Annotated in this window: 9 protein-coding genes and 1 pseudogene; 7 read left to right on the top strand and 3 right to left on the bottom strand. The window is 61.8% G+C overall.

The features are described 5' to 3' along the window. Nucleotides 1–52: 52 nt before the first annotated feature. Entirely contained in the window at nucleotides 53–1,327 is a 1,275-nt protein-coding gene (gene bioA / locus OKC28_RS16270) for an adenosylmethionine--8-amino-7-oxononanoate transaminase (protein WP_256688032.1), read from the bottom strand. Between the two features lie 192 nt (nucleotides 1,328–1,519). On the opposite strand from bioA, the gene bioB reads away from it, so the two are divergent. The 5 genes from bioB to htpX all read left to right on the top strand — a co-directional run bounded on the left by bioB (nucleotide 1,520) and on the right by htpX (nucleotide 6,460). Beyond that, nucleotides 1,520–2,620 (top strand): biotin synthase BioB, encoded by a 1,101-nt coding sequence (gene bioB / locus OKC28_RS16275; RefSeq protein WP_059167645.1) that lies wholly within the window; start codon nucleotides 1,520–1,522, stop codon nucleotides 2,618–2,620. Then, complete coding sequence (gene bioF / locus OKC28_RS16280; protein WP_256688033.1) at nucleotides 2,617–3,834, top strand: 8-amino-7-oxononanoate synthase; 1,218 nt, start codon at nucleotides 2,617–2,619, stop codon at nucleotides 3,832–3,834. Before bioB ends, bioF begins: the two co-directional genes overlap by 4 nt. Continuing rightward, nucleotides 3,827–4,639, top strand: a complete 813-nt coding sequence (bioC, locus tag OKC28_RS16285) for a malonyl-ACP O-methyltransferase BioC (RefSeq protein WP_270690346.1) — start codon at nucleotides 3,827–3,829, stop codon at nucleotides 4,637–4,639. Before bioF ends, bioC begins: the two co-directional genes overlap by 8 nt. 153 nt (nucleotides 4,640–4,792) lie before the next feature. Beyond that, complete coding sequence (gene bioD, locus OKC28_RS16290) at nucleotides 4,793–5,473, top strand: dethiobiotin synthase (RefSeq protein ID WP_096119200.1); 681 nt, start codon at nucleotides 4,793–4,795, stop codon at nucleotides 5,471–5,473. A gap of 114 nt (nucleotides 5,474–5,587) precedes the next feature. Then, nucleotides 5,588–6,460 (top strand): protease HtpX, encoded by an 873-nt coding sequence (gene htpX / locus OKC28_RS16295; protein WP_059112584.1) that lies wholly within the window; start codon nucleotides 5,588–5,590, stop codon nucleotides 6,458–6,460. Nucleotides 6,461–6,535: 75 nt separating this feature from the next. Here htpX and OKC28_RS16300 read toward each other — a convergent pair whose 3' ends face one another. Then, a complete protein-coding gene (locus OKC28_RS16300; RefSeq protein WP_270690351.1) occupies nucleotides 6,536–8,248 on the bottom strand; it encodes a methyl-accepting chemotaxis protein in 1,713 nt (570 codons plus the stop codon). Nucleotides 8,249–8,458: 210 nt separating this feature from the next. Further along, nucleotides 8,459–10,266: pseudogene (locus OKC28_RS16305) on the bottom strand (MOSC N-terminal beta barrel domain-containing protein). Between the two features lie 352 nt (nucleotides 10,267–10,618). Here OKC28_RS16305 and OKC28_RS16310 point away from each other — a divergent pair. Both OKC28_RS16310 and nifJ read left to right on the top strand, forming a co-directional pair. Beyond that, the gene (locus tag OKC28_RS16310; protein WP_256688037.1) at nucleotides 10,619–12,265 is read left to right on the top strand and encodes an NAD(P)-binding protein; all 1,647 of its coding nucleotides are present in this window, start codon (nucleotides 10,619–10,621) and stop codon (nucleotides 12,263–12,265) included. Continuing rightward, nucleotides 12,262–15,837 (top strand): pyruvate:ferredoxin (flavodoxin) oxidoreductase, encoded by a 3,576-nt coding sequence (gene nifJ / locus OKC28_RS16315; RefSeq protein WP_256688038.1) that lies wholly within the window; start codon nucleotides 12,262–12,264, stop codon nucleotides 15,835–15,837. The genes OKC28_RS16310 and nifJ overlap by 4 nt, the downstream gene beginning before the upstream one ends. Nucleotides 15,838–16,210 lie beyond the last annotated feature (373 nt).

Genomic DNA, 16,210 nt, shown 5'->3' on the forward strand with positions numbered 1-16,210 from the left:
AAAAAAGAGTCAAAAGGCCCTGCATTCTCATGCAGGGCCTTTTCATGCCGGCTTAGAACTCGCCGCTGGCGATGGCTTCATGGATGGCATGGGTCAGCACACTCAATTGTACCGGTGTGATGACGAAGGGGGGCATCAGGTAGATGAGTTTGCCAAATGGCCGGATCCAGGCTCCCAACTCCACAAACTTGCGCTGGATACGGGCCACATCTACCCGTTCCTTCATCTCCACCACGCCGATGGCGCCAAGCACTCTCACATCGGCAACCAAAGGATTCAGGGTCAGCCGCACCAGCTCGGTTTTGAGCTGGTGCTCGATGGCCTGCACCCGTTCCTGCCACGGCGAGGCCAGCAGCAGATCGATGGAGGCACAGGCCACGGCGCAGGCCAGCGGATTGCCCATAAAGGTGGGCCCGTGCATAAAGACCCCCGCTTTCCCATCGCAAATCGTGCAGGCGACATGTTCTGTGGTGAGGGTGGCCGAGAGGGTCATGTAACCGCCGGTGAGCGCCTTGCCAAGGCACATGATGTCGGGGCTGATGCCAGCCCAGTCACAGGCAAACAGCTGGCCTGTGCGACCAAACCCGGTGGCAATCTCGTCGGCAATCAGCAGCAGGCCGAACTCGTCGCACAAAGCGCGTACCCATTGCAGATAGCGGGGGTGGTAGAAGCGCATGCCGCCCGCTCCCTGCACTATGGGTTCGAGGATGATGGCTGCGATCTCTTCATGATGGTCAGCGACGAGCGTGGCGAGATCCACCACACACTCTTCGTCCCACTGGGCGTGGAAACGGCAGCTGGGGGCCGGGGCAAAGTAGTGCTCGGGCAGGAAGCCTTGGTAGAGCTCGTGCATGCCGCCATCCGGGTCACAAACGCTCATGGCACCGAAGGTGTCGCCGTGATAGCCGCCGCGCAGTGTGACGAACTTGGCTCTGGGGGTGCCTTTGGCGTGCCAGTACTGCTGGGCCATCTTGAGCGCCACTTCCACCGCCACCGATCCCGAGTCGGCCAGAAACACCCGATCCAGACCGGCCGGTGTGATCTCCACCAGCTTGCGGCACAGCTCGACCGCCGGGGCATGGGTCAGGCCGCCAAACATGACATGGGACATCTTGCCGAGCTGGGCGGTGGCGGCCGCGTCGAGTTCAGGCACCTGATAGCCGTGGATACAGGCCCACCAGGAGCTCATGCCATCCACCAGTTCGCGACCATCGGCGAGAGTGATGGTGACTCCTTTGGCGCTGGCCACTTCATAGCAGGGCAGGGGATGGGTGAGAGAAGTATAGGGGTGCCAGATGTGGTTCAGGTCGAATTCTTGATTGGTCATTTTATGTTCTGTTGTCAATTAGTTTGATCTGGTCGGTGTTGACAGTCTACGCGCGCTCTCTACACTAGCCAACAATTTCAGCCACTTGGCTCCTCACTCGCTGGATGGCGCGGGGGCAAAGTGGCGGGTCCGGGGCTCGGCCATCCAGGATGGCGGGCGCAGGATCCCACTTATAACAACCGGAAGCCATGTATGAATGCTTACACAGCGGGCGGCCACGCCCTTCGTCACGACTGGACCCTCGCCGAGGTTCAGGCCCTGTTTGCCCTGCCATTCAATGATCTGCTGTTCCAGGCACAGACGATACACCGCGCCCATTTCGATCCCAACGAGGTGCAAGTGAGCACCTTGCTCTCCATCAAGACAGGTGCCTGCCCGGAGGATTGCAAATACTGCCCCCAGAGTGCCCGCTATCACACAGGGCTCGAGACTGAGCGGCTGATGGAGGTGGAGAAGGTACTGGAGCGGGCCCGTGAGGCCAGGGCCAACGGTTCGTCGCGCTTTTGCATGGGGGCCGCCTGGCGCAACCCCAAAGAGAGGGACATGCCCTACATACTGCGGATGATTGAAGAGGTGCGAGGTCTGGGCATGGAGACCTGCATGACCTTGGGGATGCTCACCGCGGATCAGGCCGCCCGCCTCGGTGCCGCAGGTCTTGACTACTACAACCACAACCTCGACACCTCGCCGGAGTTCTATGGCGAGATCATCTCCACCCGCACCTATCAGGACAGGCTCGATACCCTGGAGCATGTGCGCGGCGCCGGCATGAAGGTCTGCTCCGGCGGCATAGTCGGTATGGGTGAGCAGGCCAAGGATCGGGCGGGCCTCTTGATGGCGCTCGCCAACCTGCCGCGCCACCCGGAGAGCGTGCCCATCAACATGCTGGTGAAGGTGAAGGGGACGCCGCTTGAAAACGAAGCGAATCTCGATTCGTTCGAATTCATCCGCACCATAGCCGTGGCACGGATCATGATGCCCGCCTCCCATGTGCGCCTCTCCGCCGGGCGGGAGAAGATGAACGAGCAGATGCAGGCCATGTGCTTTATGGCAGGGGCCAACTCCATCTTCTACGGCTGCAAACTGCTGACCACGCCAAACCCGGACGAGAACAGCGACATGCAGCTGTTCAAACGGCTCGGCATTCGCCCCGCCCAGCGGGCCCAGAAGCCGGATCAGGTTCAGACATTGGAACTGGAAGCCGAGCTGCTGGCCGAGGTGAGCCGCCAGAACGCGCCGGATGAGATGTTTTACGATGCTACCCGTCCCCGTGCAGGGGTTGCGCGGTCATGAATGGCCTGGCGGTAAAAGGCCCCTTTGCATTGGGCGCGGCTCTGGCCGAGCGAGAGTTGGCAGCGCTGCTTCGCCGCCGCACTGCCACCGATGGCAGCGTGGGGGGGAGGCTGCAGGTCGCGGGGCGCGACTACCTCAATTTTTCCGCCAACGACTATCTGGGACTGGCCGATCATCCTGCCATCAAGGCCGCCTTCAAAGAGGGGATTGACTGCTATGGCACGGGATCTGGCGCCTCGCCCCTGGTGACCGGCTACAGCCGTGCTCACCAACAGCTGGAAGAGACGCTCGCTGACTGGTTGGGGGTGGAGGCGGTGCTGCTGTTCAACTGCGGTTTTTCTGCCAATCAGGCTGTGCTGAAGGCCTTGCTCGGCAAGGAGCATCTGCTGTGGCAGGACAGGCTCAACCACGCCTCCCTGCAGGAGATGGGCAGCCAGCTCCCCTGCAAGATGAAGCGCTTCGGTCACAACGATATGACTGCTCTCGAGTGCCAACTCGAACCAAACCGGGGCTTGATCGTCTCGGAGGGGGTGTTCAGCATGGATGGGGATCAGGGCCCCTGGCCTGAGCTTGCCCGTCTGGCCGCCCAGAGCGGCAACTGGCTGATGATCGACGATGCCCACGGCCTCGGAGTGCTGGGGCCGGAGGGGCGCGGGACTCTGGCGGCGCAAGGGGTGGCTCCGGCATCCGTACACATCCAGATGGGCACTTTCGGCAAGGCGCTTGGGGTCGCCGGCGCCTTTGTCGGCGGCAGTCGCGAGCTGGTGGATTATCTGGTCAACTTTGCCCGTCACTATGTCTACAGCACCCATATGCCCGCCGCCCAGGCGTGCGCGGTAAGCAAGAGCATCGCGCTGGTGCGCGCTGCCGACGAGTCCCGCGCCCATCTTGCTCGCCTTATCACCCGCTTTCGGCAGGGCACCGCCGCCCTTGGCTGGCAACTTGGGGCAAGTGACACCCCCATACAGCCGCTGCTGGTGGGGGAAAGCAGTGCTGCCTTGCAACTGGCTGCGCGGCTGCGGGATCGTGGCGTCTGGGTGAGCGCCATCCGCCCGCCCACTGTGCCGGCGGGCACGGCGCGGCTGCGCATCACGTTAAGCGCGGCTCACAGCGAACAGGATGTGGACCGCCTGCTCGAGGCCCTCGGCCCTTGCACCCTGACGGCCAGCAGGCGCGAGTCTGCCGCAGAGCAGAGAGGTGCTCGCCATGCATGAGCGCTTTCAGCAGGTTGACAAGGCGCAGCTCGCCCGCCGTTTCGGGGCGGCGGCCCGCCACTACGATGCCCATGCGCGTTTTCAGCAGGAAGTCGGTCTGGCGCTATTGGATCGTATGCCAGGGGAGCCAGTGACTCCCGCTTCCTTGTCAACATCTCTCATATCCGGGCTGGATCTGGGTTGTGGTACCGGATTTTTCCTGCCCCACCTCGCCAGTCGTTGCCACCAGTTGCATGGACTGGATCTTGCCCCCGGCATGTTGCAGCAGGCGGCTCTGCGTGGCAGCGGTGCGCAACTTGTGTGCGGCGATGCCGAGCGTCTGCCGTTTGCCGACGGGAGCCTGGACTGGGTCTTCTCCAGCCTCGCCCTGCAGTGGTGTGAACGACCGGCGCAGGCGTTTGCCGAACTCCACAGGGTACTCAAACCCGGTGGACAACTGCTGTTCTCGACCCTGCTTGTCGATTCGCTCTGGCAGTTGCGTGAGGCCTGGCGCACGGTTGACGACCATCCCCATGTCAATCGCTTCCTCAGCCTGCCACAATTGCAAGATGCCGTTGCCGCAGGGGGCTTCACAGCGCCTTGCCTTGAGAGTCTGGCCTGGGCGCTCTCCTATCACGAGTTGAGCGGTCTGCTGCGCGACCTCAAGGGCATAGGAGCCAGCCAGCTCAACGATGCGTGTCAATCAGGTCTGAGCAGTCGGCTGCGCTTGCAGCGCCTGACGGAGGCTTATGAAGCCTACCGTCAGCCGGATGGCCTGCTGGCCGCCAGCTATCAGGTGTGCCTGGGGCGCCTGATCCGCCGATAAGCTGGCCTGAGTTGCTCCTTGCCGGGTCTGTCCGGGGGACGCTATGTGCGAACAAGTCGGGCTGAACTCATCTTCTGTCCCGGATACTTGATATGCAGGTGATCTGCCCCTATAAACGGCGGGCTGTCGCCTGATTTGTGTTGAGGAGTCATCATGGTTAAATCCTTCTTTATCACCGGCACAGATACCGATGTGGGCAAGACGCTGGTCGCCCGCACCCTGCTGCTGGAGTTTGTCGCCCATGGCATTCAGTGCGCGGGTTACAAGCCGATCTCCGCTGGCTGCGCTCGCACCCCGGATGGGTTGCGCAACCTGGATGCCGTCTTGCTGCAAGAGGCGGCCAACCTGTCGCTGCCTTACGATATGGTCAATCCGTATGCCTTTGAACCGCCCATTGCGCCCCATATCGCCGCCAGCGAGGCCCGTGATGCCATTACCCTGAAGGGACTGTCTGACGGTCTGCGCCAGATAGAGCAGGCTGGGGCCGAGCTTGTCGTGGTAGAGGGGGCGGGCGGCTGGTTTCTGCCGCTGGATCGCAAGCATCTGCTGTCGGATTGGGTCAAGCAGGAGAACATGCCGGTGATCATGGTGGTGGGGGCCAAGCTGGGTTGTCTCAACCATGCGCTGCTCACCTTTGCCGCCATTCGAAATGACAATCTGCCGGTGGCAGGCTGGGTCATGAATCGGCTGTACGGATCCATGAGTCACTACCAGGAAAACCTGGACACCTTGAGGGGCTTGCTCCCCGCGCCATTTTTGGGTGAAATACCCTTTGTAAACAATCCACTTGAGGCTGATTTGCGCGGGCGTCTCGATATATCCCCTCTGCTCTGAACCCGACATTCAGCGAACATTCATCGAATCTATCTATTATGCGGAACAGGTGTGATACCGACCGGCTGTGAACCGGCACGGAAGGCACCTATCCATATCTCACAAGGAGTCTATATGAAGCGAATTATGCTATTCCTGGTGACCAACCTGGCCGTCATGCTGGTGCTGGGGGTGGTACTCAATATCCTGTTCTCGGTTCTGGGGATCAACAAGTCCAGCATTTCCGGTCTGTTGATGTTCTGTGCCGTGTTCGGTTTTGGGGGTTCCTTTATCTCCTTGCTGATGTCCAAGTGGATGGCCAAGCGCAGCTATGGCGTCCAGGTCATCGAGCAACCCCGTAACGAGACAGAGCACTGGCTGGTCAGCACAGTTGCCCGTCAGGCCCGTGAAGCGGGTATCAAGATGCCGGAAGTGGGGATCTACGACTCGCCGGAGATGAACGCGTTCGCTACCGGTGCCCGTCGTGACGATTCCCTGGTCGCCGTTTCGTCCGGCCTGCTCTACAGCATGAGCCGCGACGAGGCGGAAGCCGTGCTGGCTCACGAGGTGAGCCATGTGGCCAACGGCGACATGGTGACTCTGACCCTGATCCAGGGGGTGGTAAACACCTTCGTGATGTTCTTCGCCCGCATCGTGGCCGGTGTCATCAGCAACTTCTTCAGCTCCAACAACGACGAAGAGAGCAGCAGCTCCGGTGGTTTTGCCTACATGATCACAGTGTTCGTGCTGGAGATGGCATTCGGTGTGCTGGCCTCCATCATCGTCATGTGGTTCAGCCGTCAGCGCGAGTTCCGTGCCGACGCAGGTGCCGCCAAGCTGGCGGGTCGTGACAAGATGATTGCTGCGCTCGAGCGCCTCTCTCGCGGTGCCGAGCCACAGATGGAAGGCTCCATGATGGCGTTTGGCATCAACGGCAAGCGCTCCATGAGCGAGCTGTTCATGAGCCACCCGCCCATCGAACAGCGCATCGCCGCCCTGCGTGGTTGATGCCATCCGGTCTTGAAAAAGGCCTTGCCAAACAAACGGCTGCCCTTGGGCAGCCGTTTTGCTTTTCAGCGTTCTTTAAAGCTTGAAGCGACCCATCTCCTGGCGCAGCAGCCGTGACAGCTGTTTGAGCTTGGCGGCCTCCTGCGATACATGACGGGCCGCATCCCCCGACTGTTCGGAGAGGGAGGTGATGTGGCCGACGGTGGAAACCACCTCGTTGGCGGCGGTGGATTGCTCGCGCAGTGTGTGGCTTATCTCCCCCATCAATCCGGTCAGGTTGGCTGCATGACTCTTGATGCTGGTGATGGCCTCGCCGGTCTGGTTGGCCAGACTCACGCCGCGAGAGACGTTGTTGACCGTATTTTCCATGCTGCGGATGGAGGCATCCGCCCCGCTCTGGATCTTGCTGATCATGCCGGTGATCTGCTGGGTTGAGGCCGCCGAACGACTGGCGAGATTGCGCACCTCGTCTGCCACCACCGCAAAGCCCCGCCCCTGTTCTCCCGCCCGCGCAGCCTCTATGGCGGCGTTGAGGGCCAGCAGGTTGGTCTGATCGGCGATGCCGCGGATCACCTCTATGATGTCCGAAATCTGCTGTGTGTGGCTGTTGAGCTCGGAGAGGCTGCTGGCCGCATCCCCCACTGTGCTGGAGATGTTCTCTATGCTGTCCAGGGTCTGCTTGATGACGCCGGAACCTTCTTCCAGGGTGTTGGCCGACACCTTGCTCAATTCGTCGGCATGGGTGGCGTTGTCGGAGAGGTGGCTGATGCTCACTACCAGCTCTTCGATGGCGGCTGCCATTGTCTGGGTACTTGTCTGTTGGGAGGTGGCAAACTGGGCTGTCTGCTCCGCTATCTGGGCTATGCTGTCGGCCGATCCTGACAGCTCCTCGCTGGAGTGGGAGACCTGGGCGATGATCCCCTTGAGGGTTGACTGCATGGTGGCCAGCAGGCCGATCAGGCTCTCTTGTGCGCCAACGGGTACCTGGATCTGACGGGAAAAATCCCCTTGCGCCAGACTGTTGAGATCGCTTCTGAGCTGGCTGACCGAGGTGCCGGTCAAGTCGAGCAGGGCCCGATAGGTGCGCCACAGGAAGAACATCAATACCAGGCCCAGGGCGATAAACAGATAGCGCAACATGGCAGACTGGTTGGTGGCATCGTCTACCGCCTGCTGGGTACGGGTCTCCATCATGACGTAGAAGTCATCGATGGGGGCCATGATGCGCCCCTTGTTCTGGTGATAGGCCTTGTCATGCATCATGGCGATGGCTTTTTGCTGGTTGGCCGCGAGATCCCCCTCCTGCTGTTGTACCAGCTTGAAGGCGGCGACTTCGGTACTGACCAGGGCATCCGAGTTGTTCTTGGCCTCGTTGAGTTTGGCCAGCTCACCATCGGTAAAGCCGGCATCCTTCATCAGATCGATGAGGCCACGCCGCAGCGAAGTGTCGGGTCTGGGGTTTTGACCACTGGCCGCCACGAAATCCCAATAGATGCGGTTGTAGCCTTCCGGTCTGTTCTGTTCGCCGTTGCGTATGGCCAGGATCCGCATGTACTGCTGCTCATAGGCGGGATCCTTGGTGATCAAATAGGTGCGGCCGAGCCGGGTCAGATCGTCGGAGGATTGCCTTAGCTCATCGGCCAGCAGATAGGATTGGTAGCGTTGTTGATAACTCTGCTCGAGTTTTGTCCCTGACCAGGTGTAGGCAAAAAATACCAGCGATAGCAGGATCAGGGTGACAACGGAGAGCAAGAGATTGAGTTGAAAGGCAGGTCTGTTCTGTTCCATGGTTTGAGCGTCCTTATTCTCACCAGAATAACCCCCTTTGTCACACGGCGAAGGCCGGTACTTCTGAAGGTTTTTATTGTTCTGCAGTGAGTATAGGGGGCCGGAGAGGCAGCATGGCTCGGGTATGCCGAGAAAAGGGGCGGGGGTAAAAACAGCGGGGAAAATAAGGGCCGGGAGGCGCTTAACCCATGATGCTCCCGGCCCGCACTATTATCGCGGCCCGATCACCAGATCGGTCAAGGGCACGGCGCAGCAGGTGAGGATCTTGCCTTCAGCCCGCTCGGCTGCCGTGATGGCCGGGGCATCCGGGTGATCCACTTCTCCCGAGACGAGGGTCTGCTTGCAACTGCCGCAGATGCCGGCGCGGCAGCTCCAGGGCAGCTCCACTCCCTGCTTGTGGGCCTGATCCAGTATGGTGCCCTGATTGTTGCCGGCAAAGGCCTCTTCACCGATACGCAGTTGCACCGCCTGATGGGGCGAGCCACCGAGAGAATGGCGCCGCCAAAGCTCTCCTGCCTGATGCGGTCCGCAGCCACGCCGAGTGCGCACAATCTGGCGGCCGCATCGGCCATAAACCCGTGAGGACCGCAGATAAATACCTCGCGCCCGGTCAACCCCTTGACCTGGGCCAGATGATCATCGCACAGCCGCCCTTTGAGCCCCTGCCAGTGAGTATCCGGCTGGCTCAGGATCAGGGTCAGTTGCATGCCTGCCTGGCTCAGGGCGTGCAGCTCGGCGGCGGCCGGTATGTCGGCCTCGCTGCGGCACAAATGCATAAAGTGCACGTCGCCGAGTTCGTGTCTGAGATGCAGGGTGCGGGCTATCGATAGCATGGGGGTGACGCCCGAGCCGGCCGAGAGCAGCAGCAGGCTGCGCTCGGTGCCGAGGTGAAACTCGCCCGCCGGTGCTGCCGCCAGCAGGGTATCCCCCACCCGCAGCTGGTGGTGCAGCCAGGGGGAGATGCGCCCTTCACCCAGGCGCTTGACGCTGATGCTGTAGCGCTCCGGCAGATCCGGGCTTGAGCTCAGGGTATAGCGCCGTTGCAGTCGCTCGCCCTTGATATCCAGACTGATGGGCAGGTGCTGGCCCGGCAGGTAGTCGGGCAGCGGCTCGCCGTCGGCGGCTTCGAACCAGAATGTTTCCAGATCCCGCGCCAGCGGCTCGCGGGCGACGCAGACCAGCTCCCGCTTCTTCGGCGCCGCATTGGGATAGACCACAGCCCTGGCGGTTTCCAGCACCTCTATCTCGCTGCCCGCCTCAATCCAGCCCTCGTTGAGGGCCACCAGATTCTGGCCGAAATAGACATCCCCATCCTCGCCACGCCGGTAACGGGTGAGGGTAGCCAGCGGCTCCTTCAGGGCGTTGAAGCGATCCGTGCCCGCTTCCACAGTAGTCATGATGCAGCGGCTGCACGGCTTGGCCACACTGAACTCCACCTCGCCGATGCGGATGCGCACCCAGCTGTCCTCCTCGAACGGCCGGGTACCGGTTGCCACCAGGTTGGTACGGAACTGGCTCATCTGGTGCAGGGCATCGGAGCGCAGGTTGAGATCATCGAGCGAAGCCTGACTGATGAGCAGCAGCGGATAACCGTCGGCGAAGCTGACCCGGGTGCCGGTTTTTTCCCGGAAACGATCCGATTGCTCGCCGAGCCAGAGCAAGGCGACCGGCTCACCCGCGACCTTGCTCAGCCAGAGATCGGCGCTGATATCGGTATGCAGGGCGGTGAAGCTGTCGCGCCAGACGCCGGTAGTCCGAGGTGTGCGGGAAAAATCCTGTTCTCGCAGCGTGAGCGGTTCAAATCCCGGATAGCGCAACTGCAAGCCGCCCTCTATGGGGGTTGCCACTACTTGCTGTAGCTGGGGATGGGTACGGGCTGTGATAAAGGTGCTGTCCGGTTTGACCACCATATAGCGGCGATCTCCCTGCAATCCCTCTTCGGTCACCAGAGCGCGAGTCAGTGGCATGCCTGCCGTTGATTTGATGGGGTAGAGATGAATGCTGTCGAGTATTGGCATGTCCTGATCCTGTGAAGTGCCCTGTGTCAACAAGGGGAAGAGCGCTGTGACTGTCGTGGCAGCCATCCCTGCAGTGTGCTGCGCCGATTGTCGAAGGTGCGACATGGTCAACCCAATCACATCTTCAATCGGGCAAGATGTTACAGGGGTCACGTTCTGTTCTCCATACCCCATAAAGTGCAACATTATTTGATCCTGATCCGTCAATCAGTACAAAAATCAGTCCACTATCGAACCAGCTTCCAGTTTCTAACGCTTTCGCTTCTTCCCTCTCCGGCCACCGCCCGCTTCGGCTAAACGGTATCAAGTGCCATCGGATGGGGCCTGTCACACAAAAAGAAGAAAGCAATGTATGAGCAAACAACTGGATATGACCCCACAGCCGGATCTCTCCCAGAAAACGGGAACAGGCCCGGTCCGTACCCGGCTGCCCGTCTGGCGGCCGGCCCTGCCACCCTGCAACCACGCCTGCCCGGCTGGCGAGAACATCCAGGCCTGGCTCTCCCTCGCCGAAGCGGGCCGCTTTGAAGCAGCCTGGCAGCGACTTATCGAAGAAAATCCCCTGCCTGCCGTCCATGGCCGGGTCTGCTATCACCCCTGCGAGAGCGCCTGCAACCGCTCTCAGGTGGATGATGCCGTCTCCATTCACGCCATCGAGCGTTTCCTTGGCGACGAGGCGCTGGCCAAAGGCTGGCTGCCCGCGCCGCCAGCGCCTGCCAGCGGCAAGAAGGTGCTGGTGATCGGCGCCGGTCCCTCCGGCCTCTCCTGTGCCTGGCACCTCAACCGGCTTGGCCATCAGGTTGAGATCCGCGAAGCGGGGCCGCTGGCTGGCGGCATGCTGCGCTTTGGCATCCCCGCCTACCGGCTGCCTCGCGACGTGCTGGATCGGGAAGTGGCCCGCATTCTTGCTGCCGGAGTGAAGCTGACTCTCAACCACAAGGTGGAAGACGTGCTCAAGGCGCGCGATCAAGGGGGCTTTGACGCCGTCTTTATGGCCATCGGCGCCCATCTGGCCAAGCGGGTCGATATTCCGGCCCGGGAAGCGGGCAAGATCCTCGATGCGGTGAGCTTCCTCGAACAGGCCAGTCTGGCCGAAGAGCAGGGCTTGCCGCCGCCCAAACTGGGACGGCGCGTAGCGATTTATGGGGGTGGCAATACCGCCATGGATGCGGCCCGTACCGCCCGTCGCCTCGGTGTTGAAGAGGCGATGATCATCTACCGGCGCGACCGGGACCATATGCCGGCTCATGCCTTCGAAGCCCTTGAGGCCGAGGAGGAGGGGATCAAGATCAACTGGCTGCGCAGCATCCGCCAGCTCGACAACACCAGCATCGAAGTGGAGGTGATGGCGCTGGATGAGCAGGGCAAGCCGGTGCCCACCGGCAAGTTTGAAACCCTCGAAGCAGACTCCCTTATTCTGGCGTTGGGGCAGGAGGTTGACTTGAGCGTGCTGGAGAGCATTCCCGGCGTGCGGGTCAGCAAGGAGGGGGTGGTGCAGGTTGGCGAGAACCTGATGACGGATGTGCCGGGTCTGTTTGCGGGGGGCGACATGGTGCCCTCCGAGCGCACCGTCACCATAGCCACAGGCCACGGCAAGAAGGCGGCGCGCCATATGGATGCCTGGCTGCGCGGTCGCCACTACCACAAACCGCTCTCCTACCCGCTGGTGGGGCCGGAGCAGTTGCAACTCTGGTTCCAGACCCACGCGCCCGCCAGTAGTCAGCCGGTCAAACCGGCGTGGGCGCGGGACGATTTTGGCGAGATCATCGGTGGGCTGGATGAGGTGGCCGCCTGCTACGAGGCGGCGCGCTGCTACTCCTGCGGCAACTGCTTCGAGTGCGACGGCTGCTACGGCAGCTGCCCCGAGCAGGCCATCGAGAAGCTGGGGCCGGGCAAGGGCTATCAAGTGGATGCGACGCGCTGCACCGGCTGCGGTGCCTGTCACGACCAATGCCCTTGTCACGCCATCCTGCTGCGCCAACCGGAGGAGTCCCAATGAAACATGAACTGATCATGGTCGATGGCAACGAAGCCGCGGCCCGGGTGGCGTACCAGCTGAGCGAAGTGTGCGCCATCTATCCCATCACCCCCTCCTCGACCATGGCCGAGCTGGCCGACGCCTGGGCGGACGAGGGGCAGACCAACCTCTGGGGCAACATCCCCACAGTAGTGGAGATGCAGAGCGAAGGGGGAGCTGCTGGTACTGTGCACGGCGCCCTGCAGGCGGGGGCGCTCGCCACCACCTTCACCGCCAGTCAGGGACTGATGCTGATGCTGCCCAACATGTACAAGATCGCCGGGGAATTGACCGCGGCTGTGTTCCATGTGGCGGCCCGATCGCTCGCGGCGCAGGGGCTCTCCATCTTTGGCGACCATCAGGACGTGATGGCGGCGCGCAGCACCGGCTTTGCCATGCTCGCCTCCTGTTCGGTGCAGGAGGCGCAGGACTTGGCCTTGGTTGCCCACAGCGTCACCCTGCAGTGCCGGGTGCCCTTTATCCATTTCTTCGACGGTTTTCGCACCTCCCACGAGGTGAACAAGATCACGGCCCTGCATAGGGACGAGATCCGGGCGCTTATCGACAACGACTGGGTGCGGGCCCACCGCGCCCGGGCGCTCAACCCGGATCACCCCGTGATGCGCGGCACGGCCCAGAACCCGGACACCTATTTCCAGTCCCGCGAGAGCGTCAACCCCTTCTACGAGGCGGTGCCGGCCCGGGTGCAGCAGTGCATGGACAAGCTGGGATCCCTCACCGGCCGCCACTACCGGCTGGTGGAGTATCACGGCGCAACCGATGCCACCGATGTGATCGTGCTGATGGGGTCGGGGGCGGCCACCGCCCGTACTACCGTGGATTGGCTCAACCGGCAGGATCGCAAGACCGGAGTGCTGGTCATTCGCCTCTATCGCCCCTTCCCGGTGCAGGCGCTGCTCGATGCGCTGCCCGCGAGCGTACGGCGTCTAGCCGTGCTGGATCGCACCAAGGAGCCGGGCGCCGGCGGCGAGCCGCTGCTGCTGGATGTGCAGAGCGCGCTGATCGACGGTTTGCAGCGCGGCCTTCTCAAGCGGCTGCCCTGGCTCAGTGGCGGCCGTTACGGCCTCTCCTCCAAGGAGTTCACCCCGGCCATGTGCGCGGCTGTGTTTGAGGAGCTGGCATCCGATGCGCCGCGCCCGCGCTTTACCGTGGGGATAGTGGACGATGTTTCGGGCCTCAGTCTGGCCTGGCACCCCATCGGCGATTTGGAGCCTCCTAGCCGGGTGCGGGCGCTCTTCTTCGGCCTTGGCGCCGACGGCACAGTCGGCGCCAATAAGAACAGTATCAAGATCATCGGCGAGCTGGAGGGGTTCCACGCCCAGGGCTACTTCGTCTACGACTCCAAGAAGTCCGGCTCGCGCACCGTCTCCCACCTGCGCTTTGGCCCCGAGCCCATAGACGCCCCCTGGCTTATCGAGCAGGCGAGCTTTATCGGCTGCCACCAGTGGGGTTTTGTCGAATCGGTGGATCTGCTGGAACATGCCGCCGAAGGGGCGACCCTGCTGCTCAATGCCCCCTATGAGGCTGACAAGGTGTGGGGCCAGCTGCCCGAGCGGCTGCGGGCCCGCATCCGCGCCCTCAATATTCAGCTCTACTGCATCGACGGGGATAGGGTGGCCGAGCAAAACGGCATGGGCAATCGCATCAACACCATCATGCAGACCTGCTTCTTCGCGTTGGCCGGCATCTTGCCACGGGACGAAGCTATTGCGCTGATCAAGGAGAGCATAGAGAAGAGCTATGCCCGCAAGGGGCCCGAGGTAGTGGCGCGCAACTTCGCGGCGGTGGACGATACCCTGGCTCACTTAAGCAAGGTGGTGATCCCGGCCGGTGACGAGCAGATCAGCGACTATCCGCTGCCACTGGCGCCCGGGGGCAGCGAGTTTGTCCAGCGGGTCACCGGCGAGATGCTGGCGGGGCGCGGCGATTTGATCCCTGTCTCCATGCTGCCGGTGGATGGCACTTATCCCACCGCCACCAGCCGCTTCGAGAAGCGGGATATCGCCCGCGAGATCCCTGTCTGGCAATCCGATATCTGCATCCAGTGCGGCAACTGTGTCTTCGTCTGTCCCCATGCGGCGCTGCGGGCCAAGTTCTACCATCAGGACTGGCTGGCAACCGCCCCCGAGGCGGCCCAGTCGGTGCCCGTCACCGCCAAGGGCTTCCCCGATAGCCGCTACACCCTGCAGCTCTATCCGGAGGATTGCACCGGCTGCGGCCAGTGCGTGCAGGCCTGTCCGGTACGGGTCGGGGCTGATGAGAGTCATGAGGGCGAGCGTGCCATCACCATGATGGACAAGGCGCCCCATCTGGCTGGTCAGAAACAGGCGCTCGGCTGGTTCGAGAGCCTGCCTTGGCCTGCCCGCGAGCGGGTGGACTTCTCCACCGTGCGCGGTGCCCAGTTCCTGGAACCCCTGTTCGAGTTCTCCGGCGCCTGTGCCGGTTGTGGTGAAACCCCCTACCTCAAGCTGCTGACCCAGCTGTTTGGCGATCGCATGCTGGTGGCCAACGCTACCGGCTGTTCCTCCATCTATGGCGGCAACCTGCCGACCACCCCCTGGGCCAAGAATGGGGAAGGGAAGGGGCCCGCCTGGTCCAACTCCCTGTTCGAGGACAACGCCGAGTTTGGCTTTGGTTTTCGTCTCACCGCCGATCAGCATCACGGTCAGGCGGTGGCCGCCCTCAAGGCGATGAAGGGGGAGCTGGGAGAAGCGCTGGTCGAGTCGCTTATCAGCGCCCCGCAGCGGCTGGAATCGGAGATCCGTGCCCAGCGAAATCGGGTAGCGCATGTGCGCGAACGACTGGAGGAGGTGCCATCTGGCAAGGCTCGCGAGCTGCTGTCCCTCATCGATCAGCTGGTGCGCCGTTCGGTCTGGATCGTCGGCGGCGATGGCTGGGCCTATGACATCGGCTCGGCGGGGCTCGATCATGTGCTCGCCTCCGGGCGCGATGTGAACGTGCTGGTGATGGATACCGAGGTCTACTCCAACACCGGCGGCCAGATGTCGAAATCGACGCCGCTCGGTGCCGTCGCCAAGTTCGCGGCGGGGGGCAAGACGCTCGCCAAGAAGGATGTAGCGCTGCAGGCTATCTCCTATGGCAACGTCTATGTTGCTCGCATCGCCTTTGGTGCCAACCCACAGCAGACGCTGCAGGCCTTGCGCGAGGCTGAGGCCTACCATGGCCCGTCCCTCATCATCGCCTACAGCCACTGCATCGCCCACGGCATCGACATGGAGCTGGGGCTGACCCAGCAGAAACGGGCGGTGGACTCGGGCCACTGGCCGCTGATGCGTTACAACCCTGTACTGCGCAGTGCGGGGCAGAACCCCTTCAGCCTCGACAGCCTGCGCCCCTCTATCCCCCTTGCCGAATACAGGGCAGAGGAGAACCGCTACCAGGTGCTGGCCCAGAGCCACCCCGAGGAAGCCGAGCGGCTGATGCAGGTGGCGCAACAGGTTGCCTGGCAGAAGTGGGCCACCTACGAGGAGATGGCGACCCGGGAGGCCAGCCATTTCCATCCACCGGTATGATGATGGGGATAATTCTGTATAGCGAAGCGGGCCAGCGGCCCGCTTTTTGTATCTGGAGTGCAAGAGGGTCTATTTTCGCTATTTGACTGTAAGCACGGTCGTTATGGTTGTAATATCTTGAGAATCAAAAATGATGTGTTGATATGTGGAATGAGGCTGGGCAGGATATACGGAATAACAAGATATTGATGTGATCGATTTCTATGCGATATGATTTATTTAAAAGGACTATTTATGGAAGAATTCTATAAGTTGATGCAAGAACAAAAATGGTCAGAGATTCTTTTATTAGCTAAGGAAGGTGCGAATAAGCGGGGAAATTCTTCTCGGCTGACTCAGTCATTTCATTTCTTCATGTTTGAGCCGTTTTTTC

This window comes from Aeromonas sp. D3, from assembly GCF_027705025.1.
GTDB classification, from domain to species: Bacteria; Pseudomonadota; Gammaproteobacteria; order Enterobacterales; family Aeromonadaceae; genus Aeromonas; species Aeromonas salmonicida.

Coding starts and splice junctions, on each gene's coding strand:
- nifJ (WP_256688038.1), top strand. CDS start 12,262: ATGAAACATGAACTGATCATGGTCGATGGCAACGAAGCCGCGGCCCGG.
- OKC28_RS16310 (WP_256688037.1), top strand. CDS start 10,619: ATGAGCAAACAACTGGATATGACCCCACAGCCGGATCTCTCCCAGAAA.
- bioA (WP_256688032.1), bottom strand. CDS start 1,327: ATGACCAATCAAGAATTCGACCTGAACCACATCTGGCACCCCTATACT.
- bioF (WP_256688033.1), top strand. CDS start 2,617: ATGAATGGCCTGGCGGTAAAAGGCCCCTTTGCATTGGGCGCGGCTCTG.
- htpX (WP_059112584.1), top strand. CDS start 5,588: ATGAAGCGAATTATGCTATTCCTGGTGACCAACCTGGCCGTCATGCTG.
- bioC (WP_270690346.1), top strand. CDS start 3,827: ATGCATGAGCGCTTTCAGCAGGTTGACAAGGCGCAGCTCGCCCGCCGT.
- bioB (WP_059167645.1), top strand. CDS start 1,520: ATGAATGCTTACACAGCGGGCGGCCACGCCCTTCGTCACGACTGGACC.
- OKC28_RS16300 (WP_270690351.1), bottom strand. CDS start 8,248: ATGGAACAGAACAGACCTGCCTTTCAACTCAATCTCTTGCTCTCCGTT.
- bioD (WP_096119200.1), top strand. CDS start 4,793: ATGGTTAAATCCTTCTTTATCACCGGCACAGATACCGATGTGGGCAAG.